25 protein-coding genes and 1 pseudogene are annotated in these 20,698 nt (G+C 66.1%); 17 read left to right on the top strand and 9 right to left on the bottom strand.

Features of this window, described 5'->3' with window-relative positions; genetic code table 11:
* Positions 1 to 36 precede the first annotated feature (36 nt).
* From ACQHI0_RS09020 to ACQHI0_RS09005, 4 genes are all read right to left on the bottom strand, one after another.
* Positions 37 to 354 (bottom strand): hypothetical protein, encoded by a 318-nt coding sequence (locus ACQHI0_RS09020; protein ID WP_427907478.1) that lies wholly within the window; start codon positions 352 to 354, stop codon positions 37 to 39.
* Positions 355 to 448: 94 nt separating this feature from the next.
* A complete protein-coding gene (locus tag ACQHI0_RS09015) occupies positions 449 to 799 on the bottom strand; it encodes an HNH endonuclease (protein ID WP_427907477.1) in 351 nt (116 codons plus the stop codon).
* A gap of 63 nt (positions 800 to 862) precedes the next feature.
* Positions 863 to 1,291: an alternative ribosome rescue aminoacyl-tRNA hydrolase ArfB gene (gene arfB / locus ACQHI0_RS09010; RefSeq protein WP_427907476.1), complete on the bottom strand. Its 429-nt coding sequence runs from the start codon at positions 1,289 to 1,291 to the stop codon at positions 863 to 865.
* A 189-nt stretch (positions 1,292 to 1,480) separates the two neighbouring features.
* On the bottom strand, positions 1,481 to 1,942 hold the full coding sequence (locus ACQHI0_RS09005) for a hypothetical protein (RefSeq protein WP_427907475.1): 462 nt from the start codon (positions 1,940 to 1,942) through the stop codon (positions 1,481 to 1,483).
* On the opposite strand from ACQHI0_RS09005, the gene ACQHI0_RS09000 reads away from it, so the two are divergent.
* Complete coding sequence (locus ACQHI0_RS09000; RefSeq protein WP_427907474.1) at positions 1,941 to 2,147, top strand: hypothetical protein; 207 nt, start codon at positions 1,941 to 1,943, stop codon at positions 2,145 to 2,147. The two genes, ACQHI0_RS09005 and ACQHI0_RS09000, sit on opposite strands and share 2 nt — an antisense overlap.
* 14 nt (positions 2,148 to 2,161) lie before the next feature.
* Positions 2,162 to 2,647, top strand: coding sequence for a DinB family protein (locus ACQHI0_RS08995; protein WP_427907473.1), 486 nt, complete (start codon positions 2,162 to 2,164; stop codon positions 2,645 to 2,647).
* A gap of 115 nt (positions 2,648 to 2,762) precedes the next feature.
* On the opposite strand, the gene ACQHI0_RS08990 is transcribed toward ACQHI0_RS08995, so the two are convergent.
* Complete coding sequence (locus ACQHI0_RS08990) at positions 2,763 to 3,083, bottom strand: hypothetical protein (RefSeq protein WP_427907472.1); 321 nt, start codon at positions 3,081 to 3,083, stop codon at positions 2,763 to 2,765.
* Positions 3,084 to 3,176: 93 nt separating this feature from the next.
* Positions 3,177 to 3,923: a nuclear transport factor 2 family protein gene (locus ACQHI0_RS08985; RefSeq protein WP_427907471.1), complete on the bottom strand. Its 747-nt coding sequence runs from the start codon at positions 3,921 to 3,923 to the stop codon at positions 3,177 to 3,179.
* Between the two features lie 116 nt (positions 3,924 to 4,039).
* On the opposite strand from ACQHI0_RS08985, the gene ACQHI0_RS08980 reads away from it, so the two are divergent.
* The 4 genes and pseudogenes from ACQHI0_RS08980 to ACQHI0_RS08965 all read left to right on the top strand — a co-directional run bounded on the left by ACQHI0_RS08980 (position 4,040) and on the right by ACQHI0_RS08965 (position 7,591).
* Positions 4,040 to 4,585 carry a TetR/AcrR family transcriptional regulator gene (locus ACQHI0_RS08980; protein ID WP_427907470.1) on the top strand — a complete coding sequence of 182 codons (546 nt, stop codon included), beginning with the start codon at positions 4,040 to 4,042 and terminating at the stop codon, positions 4,583 to 4,585.
* A 105-nt stretch (positions 4,586 to 4,690) separates the two neighbouring features.
* Entirely contained in the window at positions 4,691 to 5,521 is an 831-nt protein-coding gene (locus ACQHI0_RS08975) for an SDR family oxidoreductase (protein ID WP_427907469.1), read from the top strand.
* 134 nt (positions 5,522 to 5,655) lie between these two features.
* Positions 5,656 to 6,216 (top strand): annotated as a pseudogene (locus tag ACQHI0_RS08970) (dihydrofolate reductase family protein); the annotation flags it as partial.
* The gene (locus tag ACQHI0_RS08965; protein ID WP_427907468.1) at positions 6,161 to 7,591 is read left to right on the top strand and encodes an FAD-dependent monooxygenase; all 1,431 of its coding nucleotides are present in this window, start codon (positions 6,161 to 6,163) and stop codon (positions 7,589 to 7,591) included. The pseudogene ACQHI0_RS08970 and the gene ACQHI0_RS08965, both read left to right, overlap by 56 nt.
* 2 nt (positions 7,592 to 7,593) lie before the next feature.
* Here ACQHI0_RS08965 and ACQHI0_RS08960 read toward each other — a convergent pair whose 3' ends face one another.
* Positions 7,594 to 7,968, bottom strand: coding sequence for a winged helix-turn-helix transcriptional regulator (locus tag ACQHI0_RS08960; protein ID WP_427907467.1), 375 nt, complete (start codon positions 7,966 to 7,968; stop codon positions 7,594 to 7,596).
* 112 nt (positions 7,969 to 8,080) lie between these two features.
* Between ACQHI0_RS08960 and ACQHI0_RS08955 the strand changes: the two genes are divergently transcribed.
* Complete coding sequence (locus ACQHI0_RS08955; RefSeq protein ID WP_427907466.1) at positions 8,081 to 9,358, top strand: MFS transporter; 1,278 nt, start codon at positions 8,081 to 8,083, stop codon at positions 9,356 to 9,358.
* 61 nt (positions 9,359 to 9,419) lie between these two features.
* On the opposite strand, the gene ACQHI0_RS08950 is transcribed toward ACQHI0_RS08955, so the two are convergent.
* Both ACQHI0_RS08950 and ACQHI0_RS08945 read right to left on the bottom strand, forming a co-directional pair.
* Positions 9,420 to 10,298, bottom strand: a complete 879-nt coding sequence (locus ACQHI0_RS08950) for an oxygenase MpaB family protein (RefSeq protein WP_427907465.1) — start codon at positions 10,296 to 10,298, stop codon at positions 9,420 to 9,422.
* A gap of 5 nt (positions 10,299 to 10,303) precedes the next feature.
* The gene (locus ACQHI0_RS08945) at positions 10,304 to 11,467 is read right to left on the bottom strand and encodes a thiolase family protein (protein WP_427907464.1); all 1,164 of its coding nucleotides are present in this window, start codon (positions 11,465 to 11,467) and stop codon (positions 10,304 to 10,306) included.
* Positions 11,468 to 11,743: 276 nt separating this feature from the next.
* Here ACQHI0_RS08945 and ACQHI0_RS08940 point away from each other — a divergent pair, with 276 nt between their 5' ends.
* The 10 genes from ACQHI0_RS08940 to ACQHI0_RS08895 are packed head-to-tail and all read left to right on the top strand — an operon-like array spanning position 11,744 to position 20,689.
* A complete protein-coding gene (locus ACQHI0_RS08940) occupies positions 11,744 to 11,968 on the top strand; it encodes a hypothetical protein (protein WP_427907463.1) in 225 nt (74 codons plus the stop codon).
* Positions 11,968 to 12,150 carry a hypothetical protein gene (locus ACQHI0_RS08935; protein WP_427907462.1) on the top strand — a complete coding sequence of 61 codons (183 nt, stop codon included), beginning with the start codon at positions 11,968 to 11,970 and terminating at the stop codon, positions 12,148 to 12,150. Before ACQHI0_RS08940 ends, ACQHI0_RS08935 begins: the two co-directional genes overlap by 1 nt.
* Positions 12,147 to 12,995 carry an MlaE family ABC transporter permease gene (locus ACQHI0_RS08930; RefSeq protein WP_427907461.1) on the top strand — a complete coding sequence of 283 codons (849 nt, stop codon included), beginning with the start codon at positions 12,147 to 12,149 and terminating at the stop codon, positions 12,993 to 12,995. The genes ACQHI0_RS08935 and ACQHI0_RS08930 overlap by 4 nt, the downstream gene beginning before the upstream one ends.
* A 1-nt stretch (position 12,996) precedes the next feature.
* Positions 12,997 to 13,860, top strand: coding sequence for an ABC transporter permease (locus tag ACQHI0_RS08925; protein ID WP_427907460.1), 864 nt, complete (start codon positions 12,997 to 12,999; stop codon positions 13,858 to 13,860).
* Between the two features lie 9 nt (positions 13,861 to 13,869).
* The gene (locus tag ACQHI0_RS08920; RefSeq protein ID WP_427907459.1) at positions 13,870 to 15,282 is read left to right on the top strand and encodes an MCE family protein; all 1,413 of its coding nucleotides are present in this window, start codon (positions 13,870 to 13,872) and stop codon (positions 15,280 to 15,282) included.
* The gene (locus ACQHI0_RS08915) at positions 15,279 to 16,301 is read left to right on the top strand and encodes an MlaD family protein (RefSeq protein ID WP_427907458.1); all 1,023 of its coding nucleotides are present in this window, start codon (positions 15,279 to 15,281) and stop codon (positions 16,299 to 16,301) included. Before ACQHI0_RS08920 ends, ACQHI0_RS08915 begins: the two co-directional genes overlap by 4 nt.
* Complete coding sequence (locus tag ACQHI0_RS08910) at positions 16,298 to 17,305, top strand: MCE family protein (RefSeq protein ID WP_427907457.1); 1,008 nt, start codon at positions 16,298 to 16,300, stop codon at positions 17,303 to 17,305. The genes ACQHI0_RS08915 and ACQHI0_RS08910 overlap by 4 nt, the downstream gene beginning before the upstream one ends.
* Entirely contained in the window at positions 17,305 to 18,399 is a 1,095-nt protein-coding gene (locus ACQHI0_RS08905) for an MCE family protein (RefSeq protein WP_427907456.1), read from the top strand. The genes ACQHI0_RS08910 and ACQHI0_RS08905 overlap by 1 nt, the downstream gene beginning before the upstream one ends.
* Complete coding sequence (locus tag ACQHI0_RS08900) at positions 18,396 to 19,508, top strand: MCE family protein (protein ID WP_427907455.1); 1,113 nt, start codon at positions 18,396 to 18,398, stop codon at positions 19,506 to 19,508. Before ACQHI0_RS08905 ends, ACQHI0_RS08900 begins: the two co-directional genes overlap by 4 nt.
* Complete coding sequence (locus ACQHI0_RS08895; protein WP_427907454.1) at positions 19,505 to 20,689, top strand: MCE family protein; 1,185 nt, start codon at positions 19,505 to 19,507, stop codon at positions 20,687 to 20,689. The genes ACQHI0_RS08900 and ACQHI0_RS08895 overlap by 4 nt, the downstream gene beginning before the upstream one ends.
* The last annotated feature ends 9 nt before the right edge of the window (positions 20,690 to 20,698 follow it).

Genomic DNA, 20,698 nt, shown 5'->3' with positions numbered 1-20,698 from the left:
CGGAAGCCCCTCGGCCGAGCGCTCGCGTCGATCTAATCAGGGTGCCGTCAGGCTACTGCTGAGGCTGGACGAGCCCATGCTCAGCAGTTGCAGGATGTTCTGGAAGAAGTCGCACCCGCCCGACTGCACCTGCCACGCATCCGCGGGCAGCGGGTGCAGGAACGACTCCGCCTCGATCGCCCGGGACGCGAGCACCGTGCCGTTGGCCGGCTCCGCGAGGTCGGCAGGCTCGGCGTAGAACGAATCCTGTTCCGGCAGTGGCGCTGCCGTAGCCCACCCTGCGCACGCCGCTACCAGCGCGAAAACCGCACCGACCACCGTCGCCCGCGATATCGCGATCTCGTTTGCCCGCATCGAACACTCCCGCCCCAAGAACCTGTTCTAGTTCGCCGCAAGCGTAGTGCGGTCGATGGTGCGATGGCAGCCGAATAGCGACCGATTCAGGCCATTAAGCGAACCGGGTCGTGAGCTCGGCCGCGATCTCGTAGTGGCGCACGAGGAACGAGCGTTCGTCGAGCTTCTTGCGCCGCAGCCAGCCAGTCACCTCGGCGTTGCACTTACTGGCGTTGCACGAACCGCACGCGGGCACGACGTTGCCGAGCGTGTAGCGGCCGCCGCGCGAGATGGCTTGCACGCAGTCCTTCTGCAGCGAGGCGATGGTGGAACCGCAGTAGGCACACCCGCCCCATGACGCTGCGAGCGCATCCCACTGCGCGTCGGTGAGGTCGTGGGTGACGTTCGCCATCCGCTTCTTGCGCTTGCGCGCGGCGCGAACCTGTTTGCTACCGCCAGTCGGCACGAAGGTGAGAATACCCCTGGTGCACGACTTCGCACTCGTCCCGATCTGCGGCGCGGCCTTCGGCTAGTCCTCAGGTGAGGCGCGGCGGTTGCGTTTGGTGACGCCGCGCCGCTTCTTCGCGGAAATACGACGTTCCTTCGCTCCGCGCGAGGGCTTGGTGGCCCGGCGAACAGGTGGTGGGGCGGCAGCGGCGGCACGCAGAATTGAGGCCAGGCGTTCGCGGGCGGCCGCGCGGTTCTGTAGCTGTGCGCGTTGCTCCGATGCGGCGATTGTGAGCACGCCGTTGACCAGTCGGGTGGCCAGGCGGTCGAGCATGCGAGTGCGCAGCCACTCCGGCACCGAGGGCGAGTTGGCGAGGTCGAACGACAGCTCTACCCGGCTTTCGGTGGTGTTGACGTGCTGTCCCCCTGGACCGGACGACCGTGAGAACCGCTCGCGCAACTCGGATGCCGGTATCACCAGCGCCCGAGTCACAGTCAGGTCCTCCGCCATGATCCGTCGCCGTTCTTTCCGATTCGCGAGTCTGGTCAACCTTGCCAACGCCGGAAAGGCATCCCGGCCGCGCACGCCGCCGACTGTGTTCCCCCAGAAGACTAACGCCTTCGAGGCAACGTCCCACTGTTCGGTGATGGGCCTGGCCTGCGTGCTGCACGTCGCCGCGGGACGACCGAGGCTACGTTACTAACCGTTGTTCGAGGTCGGGTCGATGTCGTCGATCGCGCGCGTCAGGCGTAGTGCTACCTCACCGTCGTCGTGAACAGACAGGGCCTGGTTGACGATCAGCCAATCCGGGATGTCGTCGCCGCGGACGTACTTGCGAAAACAGTTGTAGATCGCGTAATAGGCGAACTCGACCGGGTCGGGGAAGGCGAGATCGTCGTCTTGCAGCGCGGTGATGGGCTCGAGATAGCGGCTGCCGACCTCCGCAAGATCCACACCGGCCCGAGCGGCGCGAAGGGCATGGGCCGGAAGCTCGACATCTACGTGGTGCCACATCCCGACAACCGAGTCGCGGTAGCGGAGCCGGGCAGGCTCTTCCTGGACGAAACCGATCCAGGCTCGCAGGGCATCCGCGCACAGCGCGAGGTGGACCTGTCGTCGACGTTCAGCTCCCAGCTGGAAGAAGAGGTGCCTCGGCGTCATGAGCGATTCTAACCAAACACGGCCTTGCCCCACGCCAGGTCACATTCTCGGCAAAGAGGTCGTAGGCACGGTGATCGAGGCCGGGGCCGAGCACGTCGAGTACGGCTTTCGTTTCGCGAGCCATCAGTCCACCTTGCCGGAACAGCAAGATTGCGTGCCAGATCGTGCTGAGGCCGGAAACACTGGGGATACCTCGGCCAAATGACGAAGGAGATCGTCGTGCCCACCACCAAACGACGCCGCGACGCCACACCACCCCGGACAGGGAGCGGCGAAACCGCGACTCTGCGCGCATTCCTCGACTACCTCCGAGCCTCGATCGCCGCGAAGGTCGACGGCGCTCCGGAACCGCAGGTGCGAACAGCGGCGGTGCCGTCGGGCACGAACCTGCTCGGACTGCTGAATCACCTGACCTTCGTCGAACGCTCGATGTTCCTCGGGGCCGACGTGACCGACTGGCAGGCGACCTTCCGCGCGGCACCGGCCGACAGCGTGGCCGATGTCGTCACCCGCTACCGCGAGACGGTCGAGCGCGCGAACGAAGTTCTCGATCGGTACACCGATCTCGGCGAACCCGTGCCGCAGGCGAAACGCCCCGCCCCCAGCGTCCGCTGGGCACTGGTCCACATGATCGAGGAGACCGGCAGGCACGCTGGCCACGCCGACATTCTCCGCGAATTGATCGACGGCGCCACCGGGCGCTAACTCCCCCGGGCAAGAACACCGCTGTCGGCAACCGCGCACGGCGGCCGGATGCGACAGCCCGAACGTCAACGGCCCGAGGCGATCTCGGGCCGTCGACGTCGCGGTCGGCGGCGCACTACGCCTGGATGACTTCGATACCCACCATGGCGTTGAGTGAGTCACAGCTGGCCCAGGACTGGTTCTGCCCGTACTGCGCGGGACCGTACTTCCAGTAGACGAACGGCACGGGCCACGCAACGCAAGTGAGCTTCACTTGATGCCAGGTCGGTAGCTCACAGTTGGCCATCCCGCCGGTGTTGAAGATGTTGTAGACATGACAGTTGGCCTGCCACACCGGTACGTCGGCCTGGGCTACGCCGCCGATACCGACGAACGTAGCGGCAGCGGTGGCGGTGACAACAACGGCACTTGCGGCGAATCGCTTCGCAGAGAGCATGTCGAACCTCCTGAATCGATGTTGTCTGGAAGATCGCTGGGTGAGAGAGAATGTTACTCAGACCACACGTGACGCTTGCGCCGATACGGACATTCAGCGACGCCGGCCGGCGGGCGGACGGAGTCGGGTGATGGTCCGGGTTGCGATACCCGCGCCACGCATCAGCCATTTGAAGGCCGTGGTCGAGGGGCCCGGGACCATTCCGGCCAGCTGGACGCCGTCGAGCAGGTCGTAGAGCGTTTCGCCTTCGTACATCAGATGGTCGGCGTTGAAGTGATAGCGGTCGACGGCGGTGCATTGAATGAACGCGCCATTGCCCGGGATCGCGGGCGCGTCCGCACGATAGGGATGCAATTTCAGCGGCCCGACGAGGTGACCACTTCCGTAATAGCGCACGACCATCCTGACCTCACCATCCGGCGTCAGGTCGAGATAGCCCTGCCCGGGTATCGGGTCGTAGCGCCAGTCGGGGATGGCGTCGAAGAACGCGAAGTTGTAGGCCACGAATTCGTCGAGGCCGACCATGGTCGCGCCGAGAGTCGTCACATCCTTGTAGCGCAGGTCGTCGGTGTAGAGCTCGTGGTTGTGGCTCATGTCCCGGGTCTGCCAGCTCCACCAATACTTCTTCGCCCAGTCGAGGGTCCAGGCGATATCGAAGCCGTGGCCTGCGTAGAACTCGATCTTCTTCTCGTATTCGTCGAACCACGTCTGCGTCATGGCGGTCAGCGCGGCTTCATCGAGGACTGAGACCGGCACGGCGCGGTTCGTCAGCACTGTCGGGATCGGTTGCGCCAGGCGCGGCTGTCGCAGTGACAGCTGGAACTGCTCGTCGGTGAACATCACCCTCCTCCATCCGGAAGCAACTGCTTCCCGATAAATGATGGTTCTTGTAATGTGGTGCCGTGTCAAGGAGCTACGGCGGGCAGACCGCTGAGGATCGCGCTGCCGATCGGCGGGTGCGCCTGATCGATGTCGGTGTCGAAATGGTCGGCACACAAGGTGTTTCCGCTCTGGGCATGCGCTCTGTCTGCCGCGCGGCCGGCCTCAGTCAGAGGTTCTTCTACGAGAGCTTCGCCGATACGGACGCGCTGCTGCACTCGGTGTACAGAACGGCACTGTCTCGCCTGGAAGAAGCCGTCGCCCCCGCGGTGGCGGCCGGTGATCTGCACGCGGTGTTCGAGGCCGCCGCCCGCCTGATGGAGGCCGATCCTCGTATCTGCCGCATCCTGTTGGTCGAGCCGGTAGCGGACGCGCGACTACGACGCTATGTGCGAGAAACCATTCCGGCGTTCGCGATAGCCGCACTCGGCGATCGCATCGCCGGTTCGCCCGACGATCCCCGTGTTCGCATGCATTTTTCGGCGCTCTTCGGCGCGATGATCTCGCTGTTCGTCGAGTGGACAGAAGGCAACCTCGGCACCGACCGCCACGCCTTCGCCAGCCACGCGACCGCGGTCGCGACACAACTCATGAGTGATATCAGCGCCGCCGAACGAGATTGAGCCGCAGGACTACTACGCCGCCCGCCCCGCGACATGAGCACTCCCCGACTGCGCCGCTCCCGCGCGGTTGACCTGAACACTGGTTCAGGTAGCAGAGTTGGGCTCATGATCCTGATTACCGGTGCAACAGGCAAGGTCGGCCGCGCGGCCGTCGATCAACTACACGAGGCGGGTGTCGAGGTTCGCGCGCTGGTCCGTAGTCCGGAGACGGCGGATCTGCCGCCCGGCGTCGAGGTGGTACGCGGTGACCTGGCGGATCCGGGCAGCCTGGACGCCGCGCTCGACGGTGTGCACGCGGTGTTCCTGGTGTGGCCGACGCTGGCTGCTGACGCTGCCGCGCCGGTGGTGGTGCGGCGACTGGCCGAGCAGGCGCAGCACATCGTCTACCTTTCCGCTATCGGCGCCGACGAACGGGCCGGCGCGGTGCTCGGTTCGCACGGCTACCTCGAACGGCTCATCGACGAAACGGGAGTCGACCGGACCTTCGTGCGCGCGGGCGGATTCGCCGGTAACGACCTCGGCTGGGCGGAGTCCATTCGTACGGAAGGTGTTGTGCGCGAATACTATGACGCTTGGCGCAGGTCGGTCATCCACGAGCGCGACATCGCCGCAGTGGGCGTCCGCGCCTTGCTCGAGGGCCGGACCGGCACCACGTACGAGGTGACCGGCCCCGAGTCGCTGACCGCACCGCAGCGGGCGCGGATCATCGCCGAGGTGCTCGGAGCGCCAGTGCGGTTCGAGCAGATGTCGCGGGAGCAGATGCTCGCGGAAATGGCGACCTGGATGCCGATCGGCGAGGTGAACGACGCGCTGGCGGGGATGGACGAGATGACCGCACAGCCCGAGCCGGTCTTGCCCACCGTCGTCGAGGTCACCGGCGGGCCGGCGCGCACCTATCGAGAGTGGGTCGCCGACCACCTGGCCGATTTCCGTTGAGCATCGCCGATTTCGCCAATCCCGCCAGCTGCGACGCGCTGGCTGATCGAATCGCGGCGATGAGTTCGGCCGCGACGCTCCGTCTACTCCTGTGAACCAGAAATCGAACGAAAGGACGGAGTGCGCTCGAGGAGACCACAGGTCGCGACATCCTGGTCCTCAACAGCGCCAGCATCATTCAAGGTCTGCCAGGAGCAGGTCTCGTCGACGACCTCTACCTGACCATCGTCCCGAAAACGCTGGGCGGCGGTCTGCGACCGCTTCCCGACAACTACGCGTCGAGCTGGCCACGGCCACCGCATTTCCCGGCTCCAACACCATTTCCCTGCACTACTACCGGACCTGAGCCGAGCCTGCGAGGCAAGAGCTCTACGGGTTCGACTATGTACACCGCGTCGCAGGATCGGCGAATGTGGAAGGATTTGTGCCGTCGAGCCCTGTCTCGCGCCCCCACGACCCGGGCACGCACCAGCGACAGCGTGAGCCGGAATATATCGCTTGCGGCAGGCCCGAGGCTGCCGCACAATAGGCGGCCGAGGCCAGGACCTGCGGAAATCCGTAATCTGGGAGATGCGTTCGGGTCTGACGACCCGTATCGCGGCGATCTGGTCGGCGAGAATTCAGGCGAATGGGTGGTTCATGTTCGATGTGATCATTGCCGGGTGCGGGCCGACCGGTGCGATGCTGGCGGCTGAGCTGCGGTTGCACCGTGTGCGGGTGCTCGTTCTGGAGAAGGAATCCGAGCCCGTGTCGTCGTTGGTTCGGATAGTCAGTCTGCATGTGCGCAGTCTCGAGCTGATGGCGATGCGCGGACTGCTGGACCGCATTCTCGAACACGGACGACGGCGTCCGGTCGGTGGTGTCTTCGCCGCGATCCCCAAACCCGCGCCCGACGGCCTGGACTCCGCGTATGCCTATCAGCTGGGTATACCGCAGCCGGTCATCAATCGGCTGCTCGAAGACCATGCGATCGAACTGGGCGCGCAGGTCCGAAGTGGTTGTGCGGTAGAGGGTTTCGAGCAGGACGAGGAGGGCGTGACCGTCCGGTTGGTCGGCGGGGAGCGGCTGCGGGCGCGGTATCTGGTCGGCTGTGACGGTGCGCGCAGCACGGTGCGCAAGGTGCTGGGTGTCGGGTTCCCCGGTGAGCCCGCGCGGACCGAGACACTGATGGGCGAGATGGAAGTGGGTGTGCCGCAGGAAGAGGTCGTCGCCAAAGTCACCGAAATTCGTGAGACCAACGCGGTATTCAGTCTCAGGCCCTTCGGCGAAAGCGTGTACAGCGTTATTGTCCCCGCAGCGGATGTCCGCGAGGACCGGTCGGAACCGCCCACGCTCGAGGATTTCCAGCAGCAGTTGCGCGCGGTCGCCGGAACCGACTTCGGCGTGCACTCCCCGCGCTGGCTGTCCCGCTTCGGCGACGCCACCCGGTTGGTCGAGCGCTACCGGGTCGGTCGCGTGCTGTTGGCAGGCGATGCGGCGCACATCCACCCACCCGCCGGCGGTCAGGGTTTGAACCTGGGCGTTCAAGACGCGGTCAACCTCGGCTGGAAGCTGGCCGCACAGATCCGCGGCTGGGCCCCGGAAACACTGCTGGACACCTATCAGGCCGAACGCCATCCGGTCGCCGCGGACGTCCTGCACAACACCCGCGCCCAGGTAGCACTGACATCCACCGAACCGGGCCCACAGGCCGTGCGCAAGCTGCTCACCGAATTGATGGACTTCGACGAAGTGAACCGCTACCTGATCGAGAAGATCACCGCGACCGACATCCGCTACGACTTCGGCCATGGCCCCGACCTACTCGGCCGCCGCCTGCCCGACGTCGACCTGAAACAGGGCAAGCTCTACGACCAGCTCCGGCAAGGCCGCGCGCTGCTACTCGATCGCACCGAATCCCTGACCGTCGACGGCTGGTCCGACAGAGTAGATCTGATCACGGATCCCACTGCGGCACTGAACATTCCAGCCCTACTACTACGCCCCGACGGGCACGTCGCCTGGGCCGGAGAGCACCAACAAGACCTGAACGCCCACCTCCCCCGCTGGTTCGGCAAGCCCACCACCTGATTTCACCTAGAACTTGTCGTCGCGGCGGGCTGCAGACCCTCCACGTATTCCGCACCCCATCGGTTCAGCTCGGACACGAAGCCGCGCAGCGCTTTCCCTGTCGGCGTGAGCGAATACTCCACGCGGGGTGGGACTTCGGCGAAGGCGTGGCGACGGACGATGCCGTCTTGTTCCAGTTCGCGGAGTTGGCGGGTGAGTACCCGTGGGGTTACCTCGCCGACCTTGCGGCGTAGTTCGCCGTAGCGGAGGGGTTCGTCGAGGAGGTATTTGACGATGGTCATCTTCCAGGCGCCGCCGAGGACGGCGATGCTCACTTCGACGGGGCAGCTTCGCATCGCTCGGACGATCGGCGCTCGGACTTCATCCTCGGTGGCCATACGCTCGATGGTATCCATTTCGTCCATATGGACAAGATTGTGCATACTGTCGATTCTGATCGTTGGTTGATAGAAACGAGAGTAAGGACGTCGAGCAACGCGAAGGATTCCGGTGAGTATTTGCGAAGTCGAGCAGCGCACGATCCGGCGGGGACCCCGCTTTCACCCGGCGTGGACAATGGTGGCGGTGGCCGCTCTCGCGCTCGTCGCGGCGGGAAGTTTCGCCACCATCGCGGGTCTGATCACCGAACCACTGGTCGAGACGAAAGGGTGGAGCCGGACCGGGATCGGAGCCGCGGTGGCGGTGAACATGGTGCTCTACGGGATGGTCGGGCCGTTCGCCTCGGCCATGATGGACCGGTACGGGATCCGGCGGATCACGTCGTACGCATTGCTCGCGCTGATCGCGAGTTCCGTGTTGACCGCGATCTTCACCCCGTCGGTGTTCTGGTTCGTGCTGTGGTTCGGCTTCGCGATCGGGGTGGGGACCGGTTCGATCACCACGGTGTTCGCCGCGACGGTCGCGAACCGGTGGTTCGACCGCAGAATCGGTCTCGCCACCGGATTACTCACCGCGGCAGGCGTATTCGGTCAGTTCGCGATGCTGCCACTGCTGTCGGTGTTGCTCGAGCGGGCCGACTGGCGCGCGCCGGTGCTCGCCTGCGGGGCACTGGCGACGGTGGCGCTGCTCGGCGTGCTGCTGTTCCTCCGGGAAAGCCCCGCCGCGGTCGGCACGGTCCGCTACGGCGCGGATCCCGACTCCGCACCGACGCAGACGGATCGACACGTCAATCCGTTCGCCCGCACGATCACCGCCCTGCGCCGAGCCGTGCGCGACACCCGATTCTGGGTACTGGCCTCGATGTTCGCGCTGTGCGGGGCGACCACGAACGGCCTGATGTGGAGCCACTTCACGCCCGCCGCCCACGATCACGGAATGCCGGCCACCGCCGCGTCGGGTCTACTGGCCATCATCGGCGTCGCCAACATACTCGGCACCGTTTCCGCGGGCTGGCTCACCGACCGGATCGAGCCACGGCTGCTCCTGGCCGTGTTCTTCCTCGGCCGGGGTGTATCCCTGGCCCTCCTCCCGGTCCTGTTCACCAGCGGCTGGTCCCCCGACCTCGTCGTCTTCGCCATGGTGTTCGGCATTCTCGACGTCGCGACAGTCCCACCGACACTCACGTTGTGCCGCCACTACTTCGGCGCCGACAGCGCCCTCACCTTCGGCTGGATCAGCGTCTTCCACCAACTCGGCGCCGGCGCGATGGCGCTCACCGGCGGCCTGATCCGTGACATCAACGGCTCCTACACTCCCCTCTGGATCACCGCCGCCCTCGCCTGCCTCACCGCCGCCGCCCTCGGAACCACCGGCTCCCGAATCAGATGAGCGCCACGTTCAGCGGGAGTTCCGCGACCAGCCCGAGGAAGACCCGAGATGAAATACCCGCCTAGATGAGGGCCTTCTGTTTCCGGATGCGGCGGCGCACGTCGCGGATCATCGCGTGGGTGCCCGCGAATCGGATGAACCTGGGAATGAACCGGTTGACGAAGCCGACGAACAGGAACAGATGCTCGAAGCGGCGCTGGTCGGCATCGCTCCATTCGACGGCCATCTGGTCGCGGAAATGCGGCGGCAGGAAGCCCGCGGTGAGGAACTGCAGTAGTCCACCGCCCACTGTTCGCATGGGCCAGTTGATCATTCGCAGGTGGAGTAGATCGTCGATGTAGGCGCGGAATTCGTCGTCGCATACGACATGCCGGCAGGCATCGAGCCAGTACTCGTCGAACCCCGCGCGCGTTTTCGGCCACATGTCCGGGTGGACCTGAAGGGTGGTGCCGAAGGTGTCGGCGCCCTGGTAGAACGTCTCGAGTTCGCCGGTGGTCATCTTGCCGTGGAGCAGTTGGTGGGTGTCCTCGAAGCCGATGTAGATGGCAGCCGCCACATACATCTGGAGATCGCGGTCGAAGGCGTTGTACTTCACCTTCGACTCCGGTCGCGACCGGACCTGACGGTGCGCGACGTCGACGGCCGCACGCATCGCCTTCTTGTCCTCGTCGGTGCCGAGCACGGCGACGGCGAGGTAGGCCGAGGTGGTACGCAGGCGCTTCCACGGATGCACCATCAGCGCCCCGGATTCCACCTGGCTTTCCATCACGCCCGCCGCGACACCCTGGTGCGCGAATTGCATCGCGACGTTCGCCGCCGCGCCCGCGAACATCCAGAAGTCCAGGGCGTCGGCGAGTTGGGCGGGACGTTTGCGCGGGGATCGGTAGGTGTCGGGGATGTGGAGACGAACTTGGTCGAGAGTCAGGGTGTTCGTGGTCATCGTGATCACATCCGTTCGATGATGGTCGCGTTGGCCAATCCGCCCGCCTCGCACATGGTCTGGAGGCCGTAGCGACCGCCGGTCTGCTCGAGGTGGTTGACCATGGTGGCGAGCAGTCGCGTGCCGGAGGCGCCGAGCGGGTGACCGAGGGCGATCGCGCCGCCGCGCGGATTGACCCTGGCGGGATCGGCGTGGAGTTCGTGTTGCCAGACCAGCGGGACCGGCGCGAAAGCCTCGTTCACCTCGAAGGTATCGATGTCGTCCACCGTGAGCGACACCCGCTCGAGCGCCTTGCGGGTCGCCGGGACGACAGCGGTGAGCATGAGCGTGGGATCGTCGCCGACCACAGCGAAGGAGTGGAAGCGAGCGCGCGGGGTGAGGCCCAGCTTCGCCGCCATCTTCTCGCTCATGATCAGCGCCGCCGAGGCCCCATCGGTGAGCGGCGAGGAATTGCCCGCGGTCACCGACCAGTCGATCTCCGGAAACCTCTCCAGCACAGCGGGATCGGTGAAGGCGGGCCGCAGCCCGGCCAAGCCCTCGACAGTGCTGGCGGCGCGGATGGTCTCGTCGGCGGTGAGCTCCCCTGCCGCGGTCAACTCGGCGGCGAAACCGCCCGCTGCCGCGGTAGCCGCCGCGAGCCGGTGCGACCGGGCGGCGAACTCGTCCAGTGTCGCGCGATCCAACTTCCAGCGGGCAGCGAGGATTTCCGCGGCGATCCCCTGGCCGATCAGCCCGGCGGGGTAACGGGCAGCGAGCGGACCGCGCAGCGAATCCTTGCCCTGGGTGTTGGAGAACATCGGCGCGCGACTCATCGACTCGACACCACAGGCGATCGCCACGTCATAGGCGCCCGCGAGTACGCCCTGTGCGGCGAAGTGCACGGCCTGCTGGCTCGATCCACACTGCCGGTCGACCGTGGTAGCCGGCACCGATTCCGGGAATCCGGCGGCCAGCACGGCGGTCCGGCTGATGTTGTTGGCCTGCTCCCCGCTCTGGGTGACGCAGCCGCCGATCACATCGTCGACCAGGCCCGGGTCGATGCCGGTGCGTTCGACCAGCTCCGACAGCACCCCCGCCAGCAGCGTGGCCGGATGCACCGACGACAGACCGCCACCCGGCTTGCCCCGACCCGACGGCGTACGAACCACATCAACAATGACCGCGGACATCGGCGAACCTCCTGCACCGTCGCCGACCGTCGGCGACCTCTAGGCTAAGTTAATCACCATTCTCGCAACATCGACGAGAATTACTAGTAACTTATCACTGGCAAGCGGGGCGGCAGAGCGTCGATCACGGCGACGCGGTCCGGCATCTACGAAGAATAATCGGCAACATCATCGGATCGAAGAAGAATTGTCGGCAACATCGCTGGACCGTGGACGACATCGGCTACCAGCTTGCGTCACCGACCGGTTCATGAAGGAAGGAACAGCGGTATCGCCATGTTGCGACGGCTGGACAGGTTTCTCAGTTACGAGATGAAGGTGTCGGAATTCCTCGGCACCCTCATCATCATCGGCATCCCCTACGGTCTCGTCGGGATCATCTGGAGTCTCACCCATACGGGCCACCTCCGCGGTCTCCACGGCGTCGACCTGGTCATCTCCTTCCTCGGATCCATCGTGTGCTGGCCGGTGCTCACCTTCGCGAATGTGACGATGACCTGATGATGGCGGTGGTCTGGTTCATCGACATCGTGGTGATCGTCGTCAAGATCCTCGGCGGGCGCACGCGGGTCAATCCCGTTCTCCGCGTGGGCATGTGGGTCGTGGTGCTCTGCGCTGCCGTGCTCGGCGTCGCCGCGATCGGCGCGCTCCTCGTCCTACTCGAACATTGGCTGAGCGTATGACGCGACCCGCTGTCCAACCGTCGGAACTCGACAAGATCGTCGACAGCGCCACCGGGCTCTGGCGACGGCACCCACAACAGTCGATCGAAACGCTCGGCAGACAGGTTCTGCTCGCCAGGGCCACGATCGCGCAGCTGTTCCTCTCGCTCGTGCAGCGGCGATTCCCGTTCCAGGAGTTCATCAAGCAGTGCGCGTTCATGGCGAATGTGTCCGCACTCCCGACGGTCTTCGTCGCGATCCCGGTGGCGGTGGTGGTGTCGATCCAGGTCGGCGCGCTGGTGAATCAGGTCGGTGCGACCACCTTCATCGGGGCCGTCGCCGGGCTTGGCATCATCCGCCAGGGCGCCCCGCTGGTGACCTCGCTGATGATCGCGGGCGCGGTCGGTTCGGCCATCTGCGCCGACCTCGGTTCGCGCACCATCCGTGAGGAGATCGACGCGATGCGGGTGATGGGGGTGGATCCGGTGCGCAGGCTCGTCGCGCCGCGTCTGGCCGCCGCGGTGCTGGTGAGCATGCTGCTGTGTGGGTTCATCGTGTTCGTCGGCTTCGCGACGGCGTACCTGTTCAATGTCTACGCCCAGCACGGCACGCCGGGGTCGTTCATCGGCTCGTTCGCCTCGTTCGCGGTGGCCAACGATCTGATCGTCGCACTGGTCAAGGCCGCCATCTTCGGCGTGCTCACGGCGATCATCGCCTGCGACATCGGCTTGCACACCAAAGGCGGGCCGGGCGGGGTCGCGAACTCGGTGAACTCGGCGGTGGTGTCCTCGGCGCTGATGCTGTTCGCCACCAATATCATCGTGACCCAGCTGTACAACACCTTCTTCCCGTCGAAGGTGGTCTGAGATGGCAGCCGAGTACATCCCGCCCGTCATGCGGCCGGTACGCGTGGTCGGTGCGGCGGCGAAGGTGCCCGTGCGGGCCAACCAGCGCGTCGGGCATCAGGCCATCGTGTTCTTCCAGGCATTGTTCGCGATTCCGTTCGCGCTGCGGCACTACCGCAAGGAAGTCGCGAGGCTGGTCGCCGATGTCGGGTGGGGCAACGGCTCGCTGATCGTCGGCGGCGGCACGGTGGGGGTGGTCGTGGTGCTGTGCGCGTTCGGCGGCATCACCGTCGGCGTGGAGTCCTACACCGCGCTCAACCTGCTCACCATGGGCCCACTCACCGGGGCCATCTCCGGTTTCGCCACCACGCGCGAAATCGCGCCGATTCTCGGCACGCTCGCCTTCGCGATCCAGTCCGGCTGCCGGTTCACCGCCCAGCTCGGCTCGATGCGGATCTCGGAGGAGATCGACGCGCTCGAATCCATCGCGATCCGTCCGTTGCCCTACCTGGTGACCACCCGGATGATCGCGGCGACGCTGACCATTGTCCCGCTCTACACCCTCGGCCTCGCCGTCGCCTACGTGGCGACCAAGCTGTCGGTGCTGTTTCTCGGCGGCACCACCGCGGGCACCTACGACCACTACTTCTTCCAGTTCCTGCTGGGCGGCGACGTGTTCTTCTCGGTGCTCAAGGTCGTGATCTTCGTCCTGATCGCCACCTTCATCCAGTGCTACTACGGATACACTGCCAGCGGCGGTCCCGAAGGTGTCGGCGTCGCGGCCGGACGGGCGATCAAGATGGTCATCGTCGTCATGGTCTTCACCAATCTCTTTCTCACCCTTGCTATCTGGGGCATCGACCCCGGATTCCGGATCTCGGGATAGGTCGCCTCGATGATGCTCGATCCCAGTGGCCGCGGGCCCAAACCGCTCCAGCTCACCTTCGCCGGTCTAGCGGTCGCCCTCAGCTTCGCGCTCGCGCTGTATCTGCTCGGCATGCGCTACAACGGCGAATTCGAAGACAAAGTGGTGGTCGGCGCCGAGCTGACCAGCACCGGCGACGGCTTACCCCAGCGCGCCGACGTGAAGTACCGCGGAATGATCGTCGGCGCGGTCTCGGCCGTCGACATGGTCGCCAAAGGCAAGCTGCAGCACGCCACCCTGGAGCTGAAACCCGGTATCGCCGAGACGATTCCGGACACCGTCACCGCGCGGGTGATCCCGGACAACATCTTCGGTGTCACCTCGATCCAGTTGGTCGACAACGGCGCGGCCGCCACCACTCTGCGCGCAGGCGCCACCATCCGCGAGGACACCAGCTCGGCGACCGTCCAGCTGCAGACCACCCTGAACACCCTGCGCGATGTGCTCACCACCATCCAGCCGGAGAAACTCGGCCGGGTGCTGGCGACCCTGGCGGCCGCGCTCGACGGCGGTGCCCGGGTGCCCGGCTCCACCATCGAGCGCCTCGACACCTGGCTCACCGAGGTGCACCGGATTCCCGAGATCGGTGGCCTGCTGGGCAATCTCGGCCGTGCGTCGATGGCGCTGAGCGAGTCCGCGCCAGAACTGGTCGGCATGCTCGGCGATTCGCTGACCGCCGCGAACACGCTCAACGAGCACCGGACCCAACTGGTCGCGCTGCTCACCGAGGGCAACTCCACCGTCGAAGCGGTGAACACCCTGTTCGCCGCCAACCCGAATTCGGGCAAGGAACTGGTGTCGGGCCTGGACACGGTATTCGGCGCGCTGGCCAAGGATCCCGGCGCGCTGCAGTCGACCGCGGCCAACCTCAATGCCTCGCTGAACAAGCTGCAGCAGGTGTTCCACTTCGGACCGCGCAAGCAGATGGTGTGGAAGATGGACGTGTCGTTCACCCCGTTCCAGCAGTACACGGCGGCGGACTGCCCGCGCTACGGCGACATGGCCGGGCCGCGCTGTGGCGGGCCGACGGTGCCGGAAGTCGCTCCGCCACAGGAGTATCCGGTTCAGCAGCTCCCCCAGCGCCTCGACGCCGCCGGTCCGGCACCGACTGTGCCGGTCGTTCCAGCAGCGCCCACGCTCCCGGGCCTGCCCGCGATTCCGGGCCTGCCGTCGATTCCGGGCCTGCCCGCCATCCCCGGCATCACCGCGCCAGCCGCCGCCCCGCTGCCCGATGCCGGTGCGGCGAAACCGATCTCGCTGCGTGGCAGCGCCGCGGTGGCAGCACTGGTCGGCGGGCGCCCGACGGTAACCCAGCTCCTGCTGCTCGGTTCGATTCTCGGCAACGTGCCCATCGTCCCCGACACCGAAAGTGCCGCGTCATGAAATCGACGAAAGCGCTGATCGGGTTCAGCCTTTTCGTGACCCTCACGGTCGTGCTCACCTACACCGTCTGGTCGACGTTGCAGCGCAGCGTGCCCGGCGACACGAACAGCTACTCGGCGCTGTTCACCGATGTGCTCGGGCTACGCGAGGGCGATGACGTCCGGATGGCCGGTGTCCGCGTCGGCCGGATCGACAAGATCGATTTCACCGACGACTACACCGCCCGGGTCGACTTCCGGATCGAGGCGCGCCAGCACCTCACCGACACGACGAAAGCCCTTGTCCGCTACCAGAATCTGATCGGCCAGCGCTATATCGCCTTGGCCGCGGGCAAGGACGCCGGCATCCCGGTGCCGCCGGGCGCGCAGATTCCGCTCACCCGCACCGAGCCGTCCTTCGACGTGTCCTCGCTGCTGTCGGGCTTCGAGCCGCTGTTCGGCGTGCTGCAACCCGACCAGATCAATTCGCTGTCGGAGACTCTCATCCAGGCTCTGCAGGGCAACGAGATCTCGTTGTCGGCGTTGATCACCCAGGCCGCCGAGCTGGCGAACACCTTCGGCCAGCGCGATGAGATCCTCGGCGACGTCCTGGGCAACCTCAGCGCCGTGATGTCGGGTCTGGCCAATCGCAGCGGCGAACTGGAAACCCTGATCACCCAGACCCGCAGCCTGATGGACGGGCTCTACGCGGAAGGACAGACGTTGAAGAGCTCGGTCGACCGGGTGGCAGGTGCCACCGACTCGCTGGTCACGCTCATCGGCCAGGTGAAACCGGGCATGGGCGAGGCACAGCGCACCGCCACCCAGGGCGTGATGATGCTGCTCTACAACGGCGCCGCGCTCGACCGCGCCGCCGTGGAACTGCCCGACTTCCTCAATGGCGTCGCCCGATTCACCAGCTACGGCGCCTACGGCAACGCCTACATCTGCCGGCTCGATGTCTCGCTGTGGAACGTGGTGTTGCCGCCGGGGTTGTTCTCCCAGGTCGGCGGCGAATCGCAATCGGGGGTGTGCCGATGATGGCCAAGTTCGCCTTCCTGCGTCACAACCGCAACCTGCGCCTCGGCCTGATCGCGGTGCTCGCCGTGGCAGTGCTGCTCGGCGGCTCCAGCCTGCTCGCGCAGCTCCGCTTGGGCGACAAGACGATTCACGCCGAGTTCGCCCAGGCGGCCGGGTTGCGGGCGGGGGCCACCGTCGACATCTCCGGGATCGAGGTCGGGGCGGTACGTTCGGTCGACCTCGTCGACGATCGGGTCGACGTGACCTTGGCCGTGCGTCGCGACCTGCGCCTCGGCGCCGACGCCAAGGCGGCGATCAAGATGTCGACCATCCTCGGCAGGCTGCACATCGACCTGCAGCCGGGCAGGGGCGCTCCGCTCGCAGGCAATCGGATCACCGTCGAGAACACCTCGGTGCCCTACAACCTGAGCAAGGTCATCCAGGACCCGAAGTACACGTCGTCGTTCGAACGGATCGAGCGCCTCGACCCGAGTAAGTTGCGGACCGCGCTCGATCTGCTCGACAAACAGATGGGCGATTCCCCCGCAATGGCCGTGCAGGCCCTCGACAGCATCGGCGCGCTGGCCCAGGTGATCAACGCCCGCCGTGACGAAGTCGACCTGCTCCTGAAAAGCATGGATCAGGTTTCCCAGCTCGTGTCCGACAACCGCAACAGTGTGCTGGTGCTGCTCACCCGTGGTGAGGCGATCGGTGCCGCGGTGCAGACCAGGCAGACGCTGCTCACCCAGCTGCTCGACAATGTCGCCGCGCTCTCGAAACTATTGCAGGACATGGGTATCGAGAACAATGGTGAACTCGGACCGCTGATCGCGAACCTCGACACCATGGCCGACGGGCTCACCAAGAACAAAGAGAACCTGGACCGGCTCTACGAGATCGCTCCGGTCACGCTGCGCCAGTTCAACAACGTGGTCGGCAACGGACCCTACGGCGATGTCTGGGCCCCGTGGATCTTTCCCGACAACTGGCTGTGCTTCGCGCAGGCCGTACAGGGGTGCAACTGATGAGACGCAGAGCGAAACTGGCGGCGATGTGCCTGGCCGCGGTGGTGGCGTCGGGCTGTTCGCTGCTACCCGGCAGCGTGTCGAGCCTGGGCGACCGGTATTTCGGCGAGAACAAGCGCTTCAGTGCCGATTTCGAGAGCGTGGCCGGGCTCTATGTGGGCAACGAGGTCTCGGTGCTCGGCGTTCCGGTCGGGGTGGTCGAATCGGTGACGCCGCGCGGCAGTTACGTCGAGGTGGTGATGTCGGTCGAGGCCGATGTGCGAATCCCGGCCGACGCGATGGCCGCGCTGATCTCCCCGCAGCTGATCACCAACCGCCACGTCGAACTGGCACCCGCATACACCGGGTCCGGTCCCGAATTGGCCGACGGCGCGCATCTTCCCCTGTCCCGCACCAGAACTCCGGTCGAACTCGACCGCATTCTGGAGAACTTCGACCAGCTGGGCGCCGCGCTCAAAGGTGACAGCGAGGCGGGTCCGATGGCCAGCCGGGTGCTGTTCCCGCTGCTCGACGGCAACGGCGATCGACTGCGCGAAACCCTCGACTCGCTGTCGTCGGCCTTCGAGCTGACCTTGGCCAACAAGGATCAGATCGCGAACACGGTCGTGCGGCTCAACGAGATCACCCAGATCATCGCCGAGAACGACCAGACCGTCCGCGATTTCAGCGGCCGGATCACCGAACTGATCGCCCTGCTCAGTGCGCAGGCGCCCGGTTTGCAAGCCGTGCTTGCCCAGCTCGACGACTTCGTCACCAACACCTCGACGGTGGTCGGACAGAACCAGGATCAGCTGGCAGGCGCGCTCACCAAGTTCGTCGCCATCGCCACCCAGATGCGGGCCAACGCACGCGGACTCACCGAGATCATCGACGTCGGGCCGCTGTTCTTCGACAACATCGACAACGCCGTCAGCCGGGAACGCCAGGCATTGCGCCTGCACGGCCTGCTCGACAAGGCGGTACTCGACGGCGAAGCGCTGTCGCTGTTCTGCGAACGCGTCCAGCTGCGCTACGACGGCTGCCGCACCGGCAAGATCGCCGACTTCGGGCCCGACTTCGGGCTCACCGCCGCGCTGTTGGGAATCACCGAATGAACTTGCGCTCGAGTATCTGCGCCGCGGCGTGCGCCGCGGTCGTCGCGTCGGCGAGCACCGCGTGCTCGCTCACGGTGCGGGAGTTGCCGATGCCCGAACCCGGCATCGGCGGCCCCGGCTACACCCTGCACGCCACCTTCCGCGACGCGCTCAACCTGCCCGACCGCGCCCAGGTGAAGATCGGCGGCACCGATATCGGTGTGGTGACCGACATTTCGACCACGTCGTTCCTGGCCGATATCGAAATGCTGATCCGCGAGGACATCCAGCTGCCCCGCGGAACCACCGCGGAACTGCGTCAGGCGACCCCGCTCGGCGACATCTTCGTCGCGATGACCCTGCCCACCGAAGCGGAGGCGGGCGCACCGCTGCGCGCGGGCGAGACGATCGGCATCGACCACACCGGCACTGCCGCCTCGGTCGAACAACTGATGATGTCGATCTCGATGCTGATCAACGGTGGCGGGATAAACCAGGCCGCGCGGATCACCTCCGAACTGGATTCGATCTTCGCCGGGCACGCACCGCAACTGCGCCACCTGGTCACCGAGATGACCGACGTCATCGGCGCGCTCAACCAGCGCACCGGCGACCTCGACGCCACCCTGCACGGCCTGCAGGTACTCACCGCCGAACTCGCGGGCCGCAAGGCCGAACTCGGCGCCGTCGCCGACAGTTTCCCGCAGCTGATCGGTCTGGTCGCGGAGAACAACCAGTCGATCGTCGATCTGATCAGCAAAGTGGCGGTCACCATGGACGCGCTCGGCGATTTCAGCACGAGCAACGGGCCGCAGTTCGTGAGCCTGTTCCAGAGCGTGCAGAACCTGATGTCGGGATTCACCCGGATGGGCGACGACCTCACCGGCACCCTCGAGGGACTGCACACCCTCTACCCCTCGCTGATGGCCAGCTTGCAGGGCCCGACCCTGGCGGTTGCGGCGACGGTGTCCTACCTCGACATCGGCGCACTCACCGACCCGTCGGGCAGCCGCTGGCCCGAAGGGGGCGATGTGCCCGCGTTCATCGGCAGTCTGGCCGAGGTTCTCGCGAAGGTGTTCGGTCGCGTGACCAGCATCCCGCAACCCGCACCGCAGGAGGGTCCGCGATGAATTCACCGCTGTGGCAATGGCTGGTGCGCAAACGGGTCGCGGTCGCCAACGCCGGGCTCGTCGTCGTGCTCGTGCTCGGCTGCCTCTATCTGGGCGGTGCGGTGCTGCGGATCGATCCGAGCCGCTCGCAGTATGTAGTGACCGTGGAGTTGGCGACCTCCGGCGGGTTGTCGGTCGGTAGCGATGTCACTTTCCGTGGCTGGCGGGTCGGCCGGGTGAGTTCGGTCGGCGTGTCGGGTGACGGCGTCGCAGCCCGCGCCGAAATCGATGGGAGTACCAGGATTCCCGTCGGCGGCACCGTCGCCGTCAACCGGTTGTCCGCGGCCGGCGAGCAGTACCTGGACTTTCGTCCCGTCTCCGAGAGCGGGCCCTATCTGCGCGACGGCTCGGTCGTCGAGCGCGCGCAGACCTCCGTACCGGTACCGATGCAATCGGTACTGGCGAATATGAGCGGCCTGGTCGGCGGAATGAATCCCGAACGGCTCACGGTGATCGTCGACGAACTCGACAAAGCCCTCGCCGGGGGCCCGGACGGGTTGCGCAACATGATCTCCGGGATCAGCCAGGCGATGGCGGGACTCACCGATCTGCTGCCGCAGACGCTGCAGTTGATCCGCAATCTCGAGGTGATCGCCGAGACGACCTCGCACGCGCAACCAGACCTCACCACGCTCACCACCTCGGGCACCGCCCTGTTCCGGCAGTTCACCGCCGCCGACACCGAGCTGCGGCACCTGCTGGAACAGGGACCGGGGCACCTGGCGACGCTGGGCGGATTCGTCTCACGCACCCACGATCCGATCACCGATCTGGTGACGAACTTCGTCGCCATCACCAAGGCCGCCAAACTCCGGCAACCAGCGCTCGAGGCGTTGTTCCCGTCGCTGAGCCGCTTCGCCGACGCGGTCGGCGTCCCGGCACACGACGGCGGCTTCTTCACCCTCATCGACCCGTGGCCACGGCCGTCGTGCGAGTACGACACCGTCCCCGTGGTGCCGACCACCGAGACCACCGACACCAGGGTGCGCCTCTACAACTACTGCGTCACCACCAATCCGGCTCTGCAGGTACGTGGTTCGGCCAACGCGCCGCGGCCGCCCGGCCCCGACAACGGCGCGGGGCCACCGCCCGGCGTCACCGGCAACGAATTGTCCCAACCCGCCGTCCCCGCACCACGTTGAGGAGTTCCC

This window comes from Nocardia sp. FBN12 (assembly GCF_050320175.1).
Taxonomy (GTDB): domain Bacteria; phylum Actinomycetota; class Actinomycetes; order Mycobacteriales; family Mycobacteriaceae; genus Nocardia.
The sequence above is the reverse complement of the archived record's forward strand: the minus strand, read 5'-3'. Positions and strand labels throughout refer to the sequence as shown.

Coding starts and splice junctions, on each gene's coding strand:
- ACQHI0_RS09020 (WP_427907478.1), bottom strand. CDS start 354: ATGCGGGCAAACGAGATCGCGATATCGCGGGCGACGGTGGTCGGTGCG.
- arfB (WP_427907476.1), bottom strand. CDS start 1,291: ATGGCGGAGGACCTGACTGTGACTCGGGCGCTGGTGATACCGGCATCC.
- ACQHI0_RS09000 (WP_427907474.1), top strand. CDS start 1,941: ATGAGCGATTCTAACCAAACACGGCCTTGCCCCACGCCAGGTCACATT.
- ACQHI0_RS09005 (WP_427907475.1), bottom strand. CDS start 1,942: ATGACGCCGAGGCACCTCTTCTTCCAGCTGGGAGCTGAACGTCGACGA.
- ACQHI0_RS08990 (WP_427907472.1), bottom strand. CDS start 3,083: ATGCTCTCTGCGAAGCGATTCGCCGCAAGTGCCGTTGTTGTCACCGCC.
- ACQHI0_RS08985 (WP_427907471.1), bottom strand. CDS start 3,923: ATGTTCACCGACGAGCAGTTCCAGCTGTCACTGCGACAGCCGCGCCTG.
- ACQHI0_RS08975 (WP_427907469.1), top strand. CDS start 4,691: ATGATCCTGATTACCGGTGCAACAGGCAAGGTCGGCCGCGCGGCCGTC.
- ACQHI0_RS08965 (WP_427907468.1), top strand. CDS start 6,161: ATGTTCGATGTGATCATTGCCGGGTGCGGGCCGACCGGTGCGATGCTG.
- ACQHI0_RS08960 (WP_427907467.1), bottom strand. CDS start 7,968: ATGGCCACCGAGGATGAAGTCCGAGCGCCGATCGTCCGAGCGATGCGA.
- ACQHI0_RS08950 (WP_427907465.1), bottom strand. CDS start 10,298: ATGACCACGAACACCCTGACTCTCGACCAAGTTCGTCTCCACATCCCC.
- ACQHI0_RS08945 (WP_427907464.1), bottom strand. CDS start 11,467: ATGTCCGCGGTCATTGTTGATGTGGTTCGTACGCCGTCGGGTCGGGGC.
- ACQHI0_RS08940 (WP_427907463.1), top strand. CDS start 11,744: ATGTTGCGACGGCTGGACAGGTTTCTCAGTTACGAGATGAAGGTGTCG.
- ACQHI0_RS08935 (WP_427907462.1), top strand. CDS start 11,968: ATGATGGCGGTGGTCTGGTTCATCGACATCGTGGTGATCGTCGTCAAG.
- ACQHI0_RS08930 (WP_427907461.1), top strand. CDS start 12,147: ATGACGCGACCCGCTGTCCAACCGTCGGAACTCGACAAGATCGTCGAC.
- ACQHI0_RS08925 (WP_427907460.1), top strand. CDS start 12,997: ATGGCAGCCGAGTACATCCCGCCCGTCATGCGGCCGGTACGCGTGGTC.
- ACQHI0_RS08920 (WP_427907459.1), top strand. CDS start 13,870: ATGATGCTCGATCCCAGTGGCCGCGGGCCCAAACCGCTCCAGCTCACC.
- ACQHI0_RS08915 (WP_427907458.1), top strand. CDS start 15,279: ATGAAATCGACGAAAGCGCTGATCGGGTTCAGCCTTTTCGTGACCCTC.
- ACQHI0_RS08910 (WP_427907457.1), top strand. CDS start 16,298: ATGATGGCCAAGTTCGCCTTCCTGCGTCACAACCGCAACCTGCGCCTC.
- ACQHI0_RS08905 (WP_427907456.1), top strand. CDS start 17,305: ATGAGACGCAGAGCGAAACTGGCGGCGATGTGCCTGGCCGCGGTGGTG.
- ACQHI0_RS08900 (WP_427907455.1), top strand. CDS start 18,396: ATGAACTTGCGCTCGAGTATCTGCGCCGCGGCGTGCGCCGCGGTCGTC.
- ACQHI0_RS08895 (WP_427907454.1), top strand. CDS start 19,505: ATGAATTCACCGCTGTGGCAATGGCTGGTGCGCAAACGGGTCGCGGTC.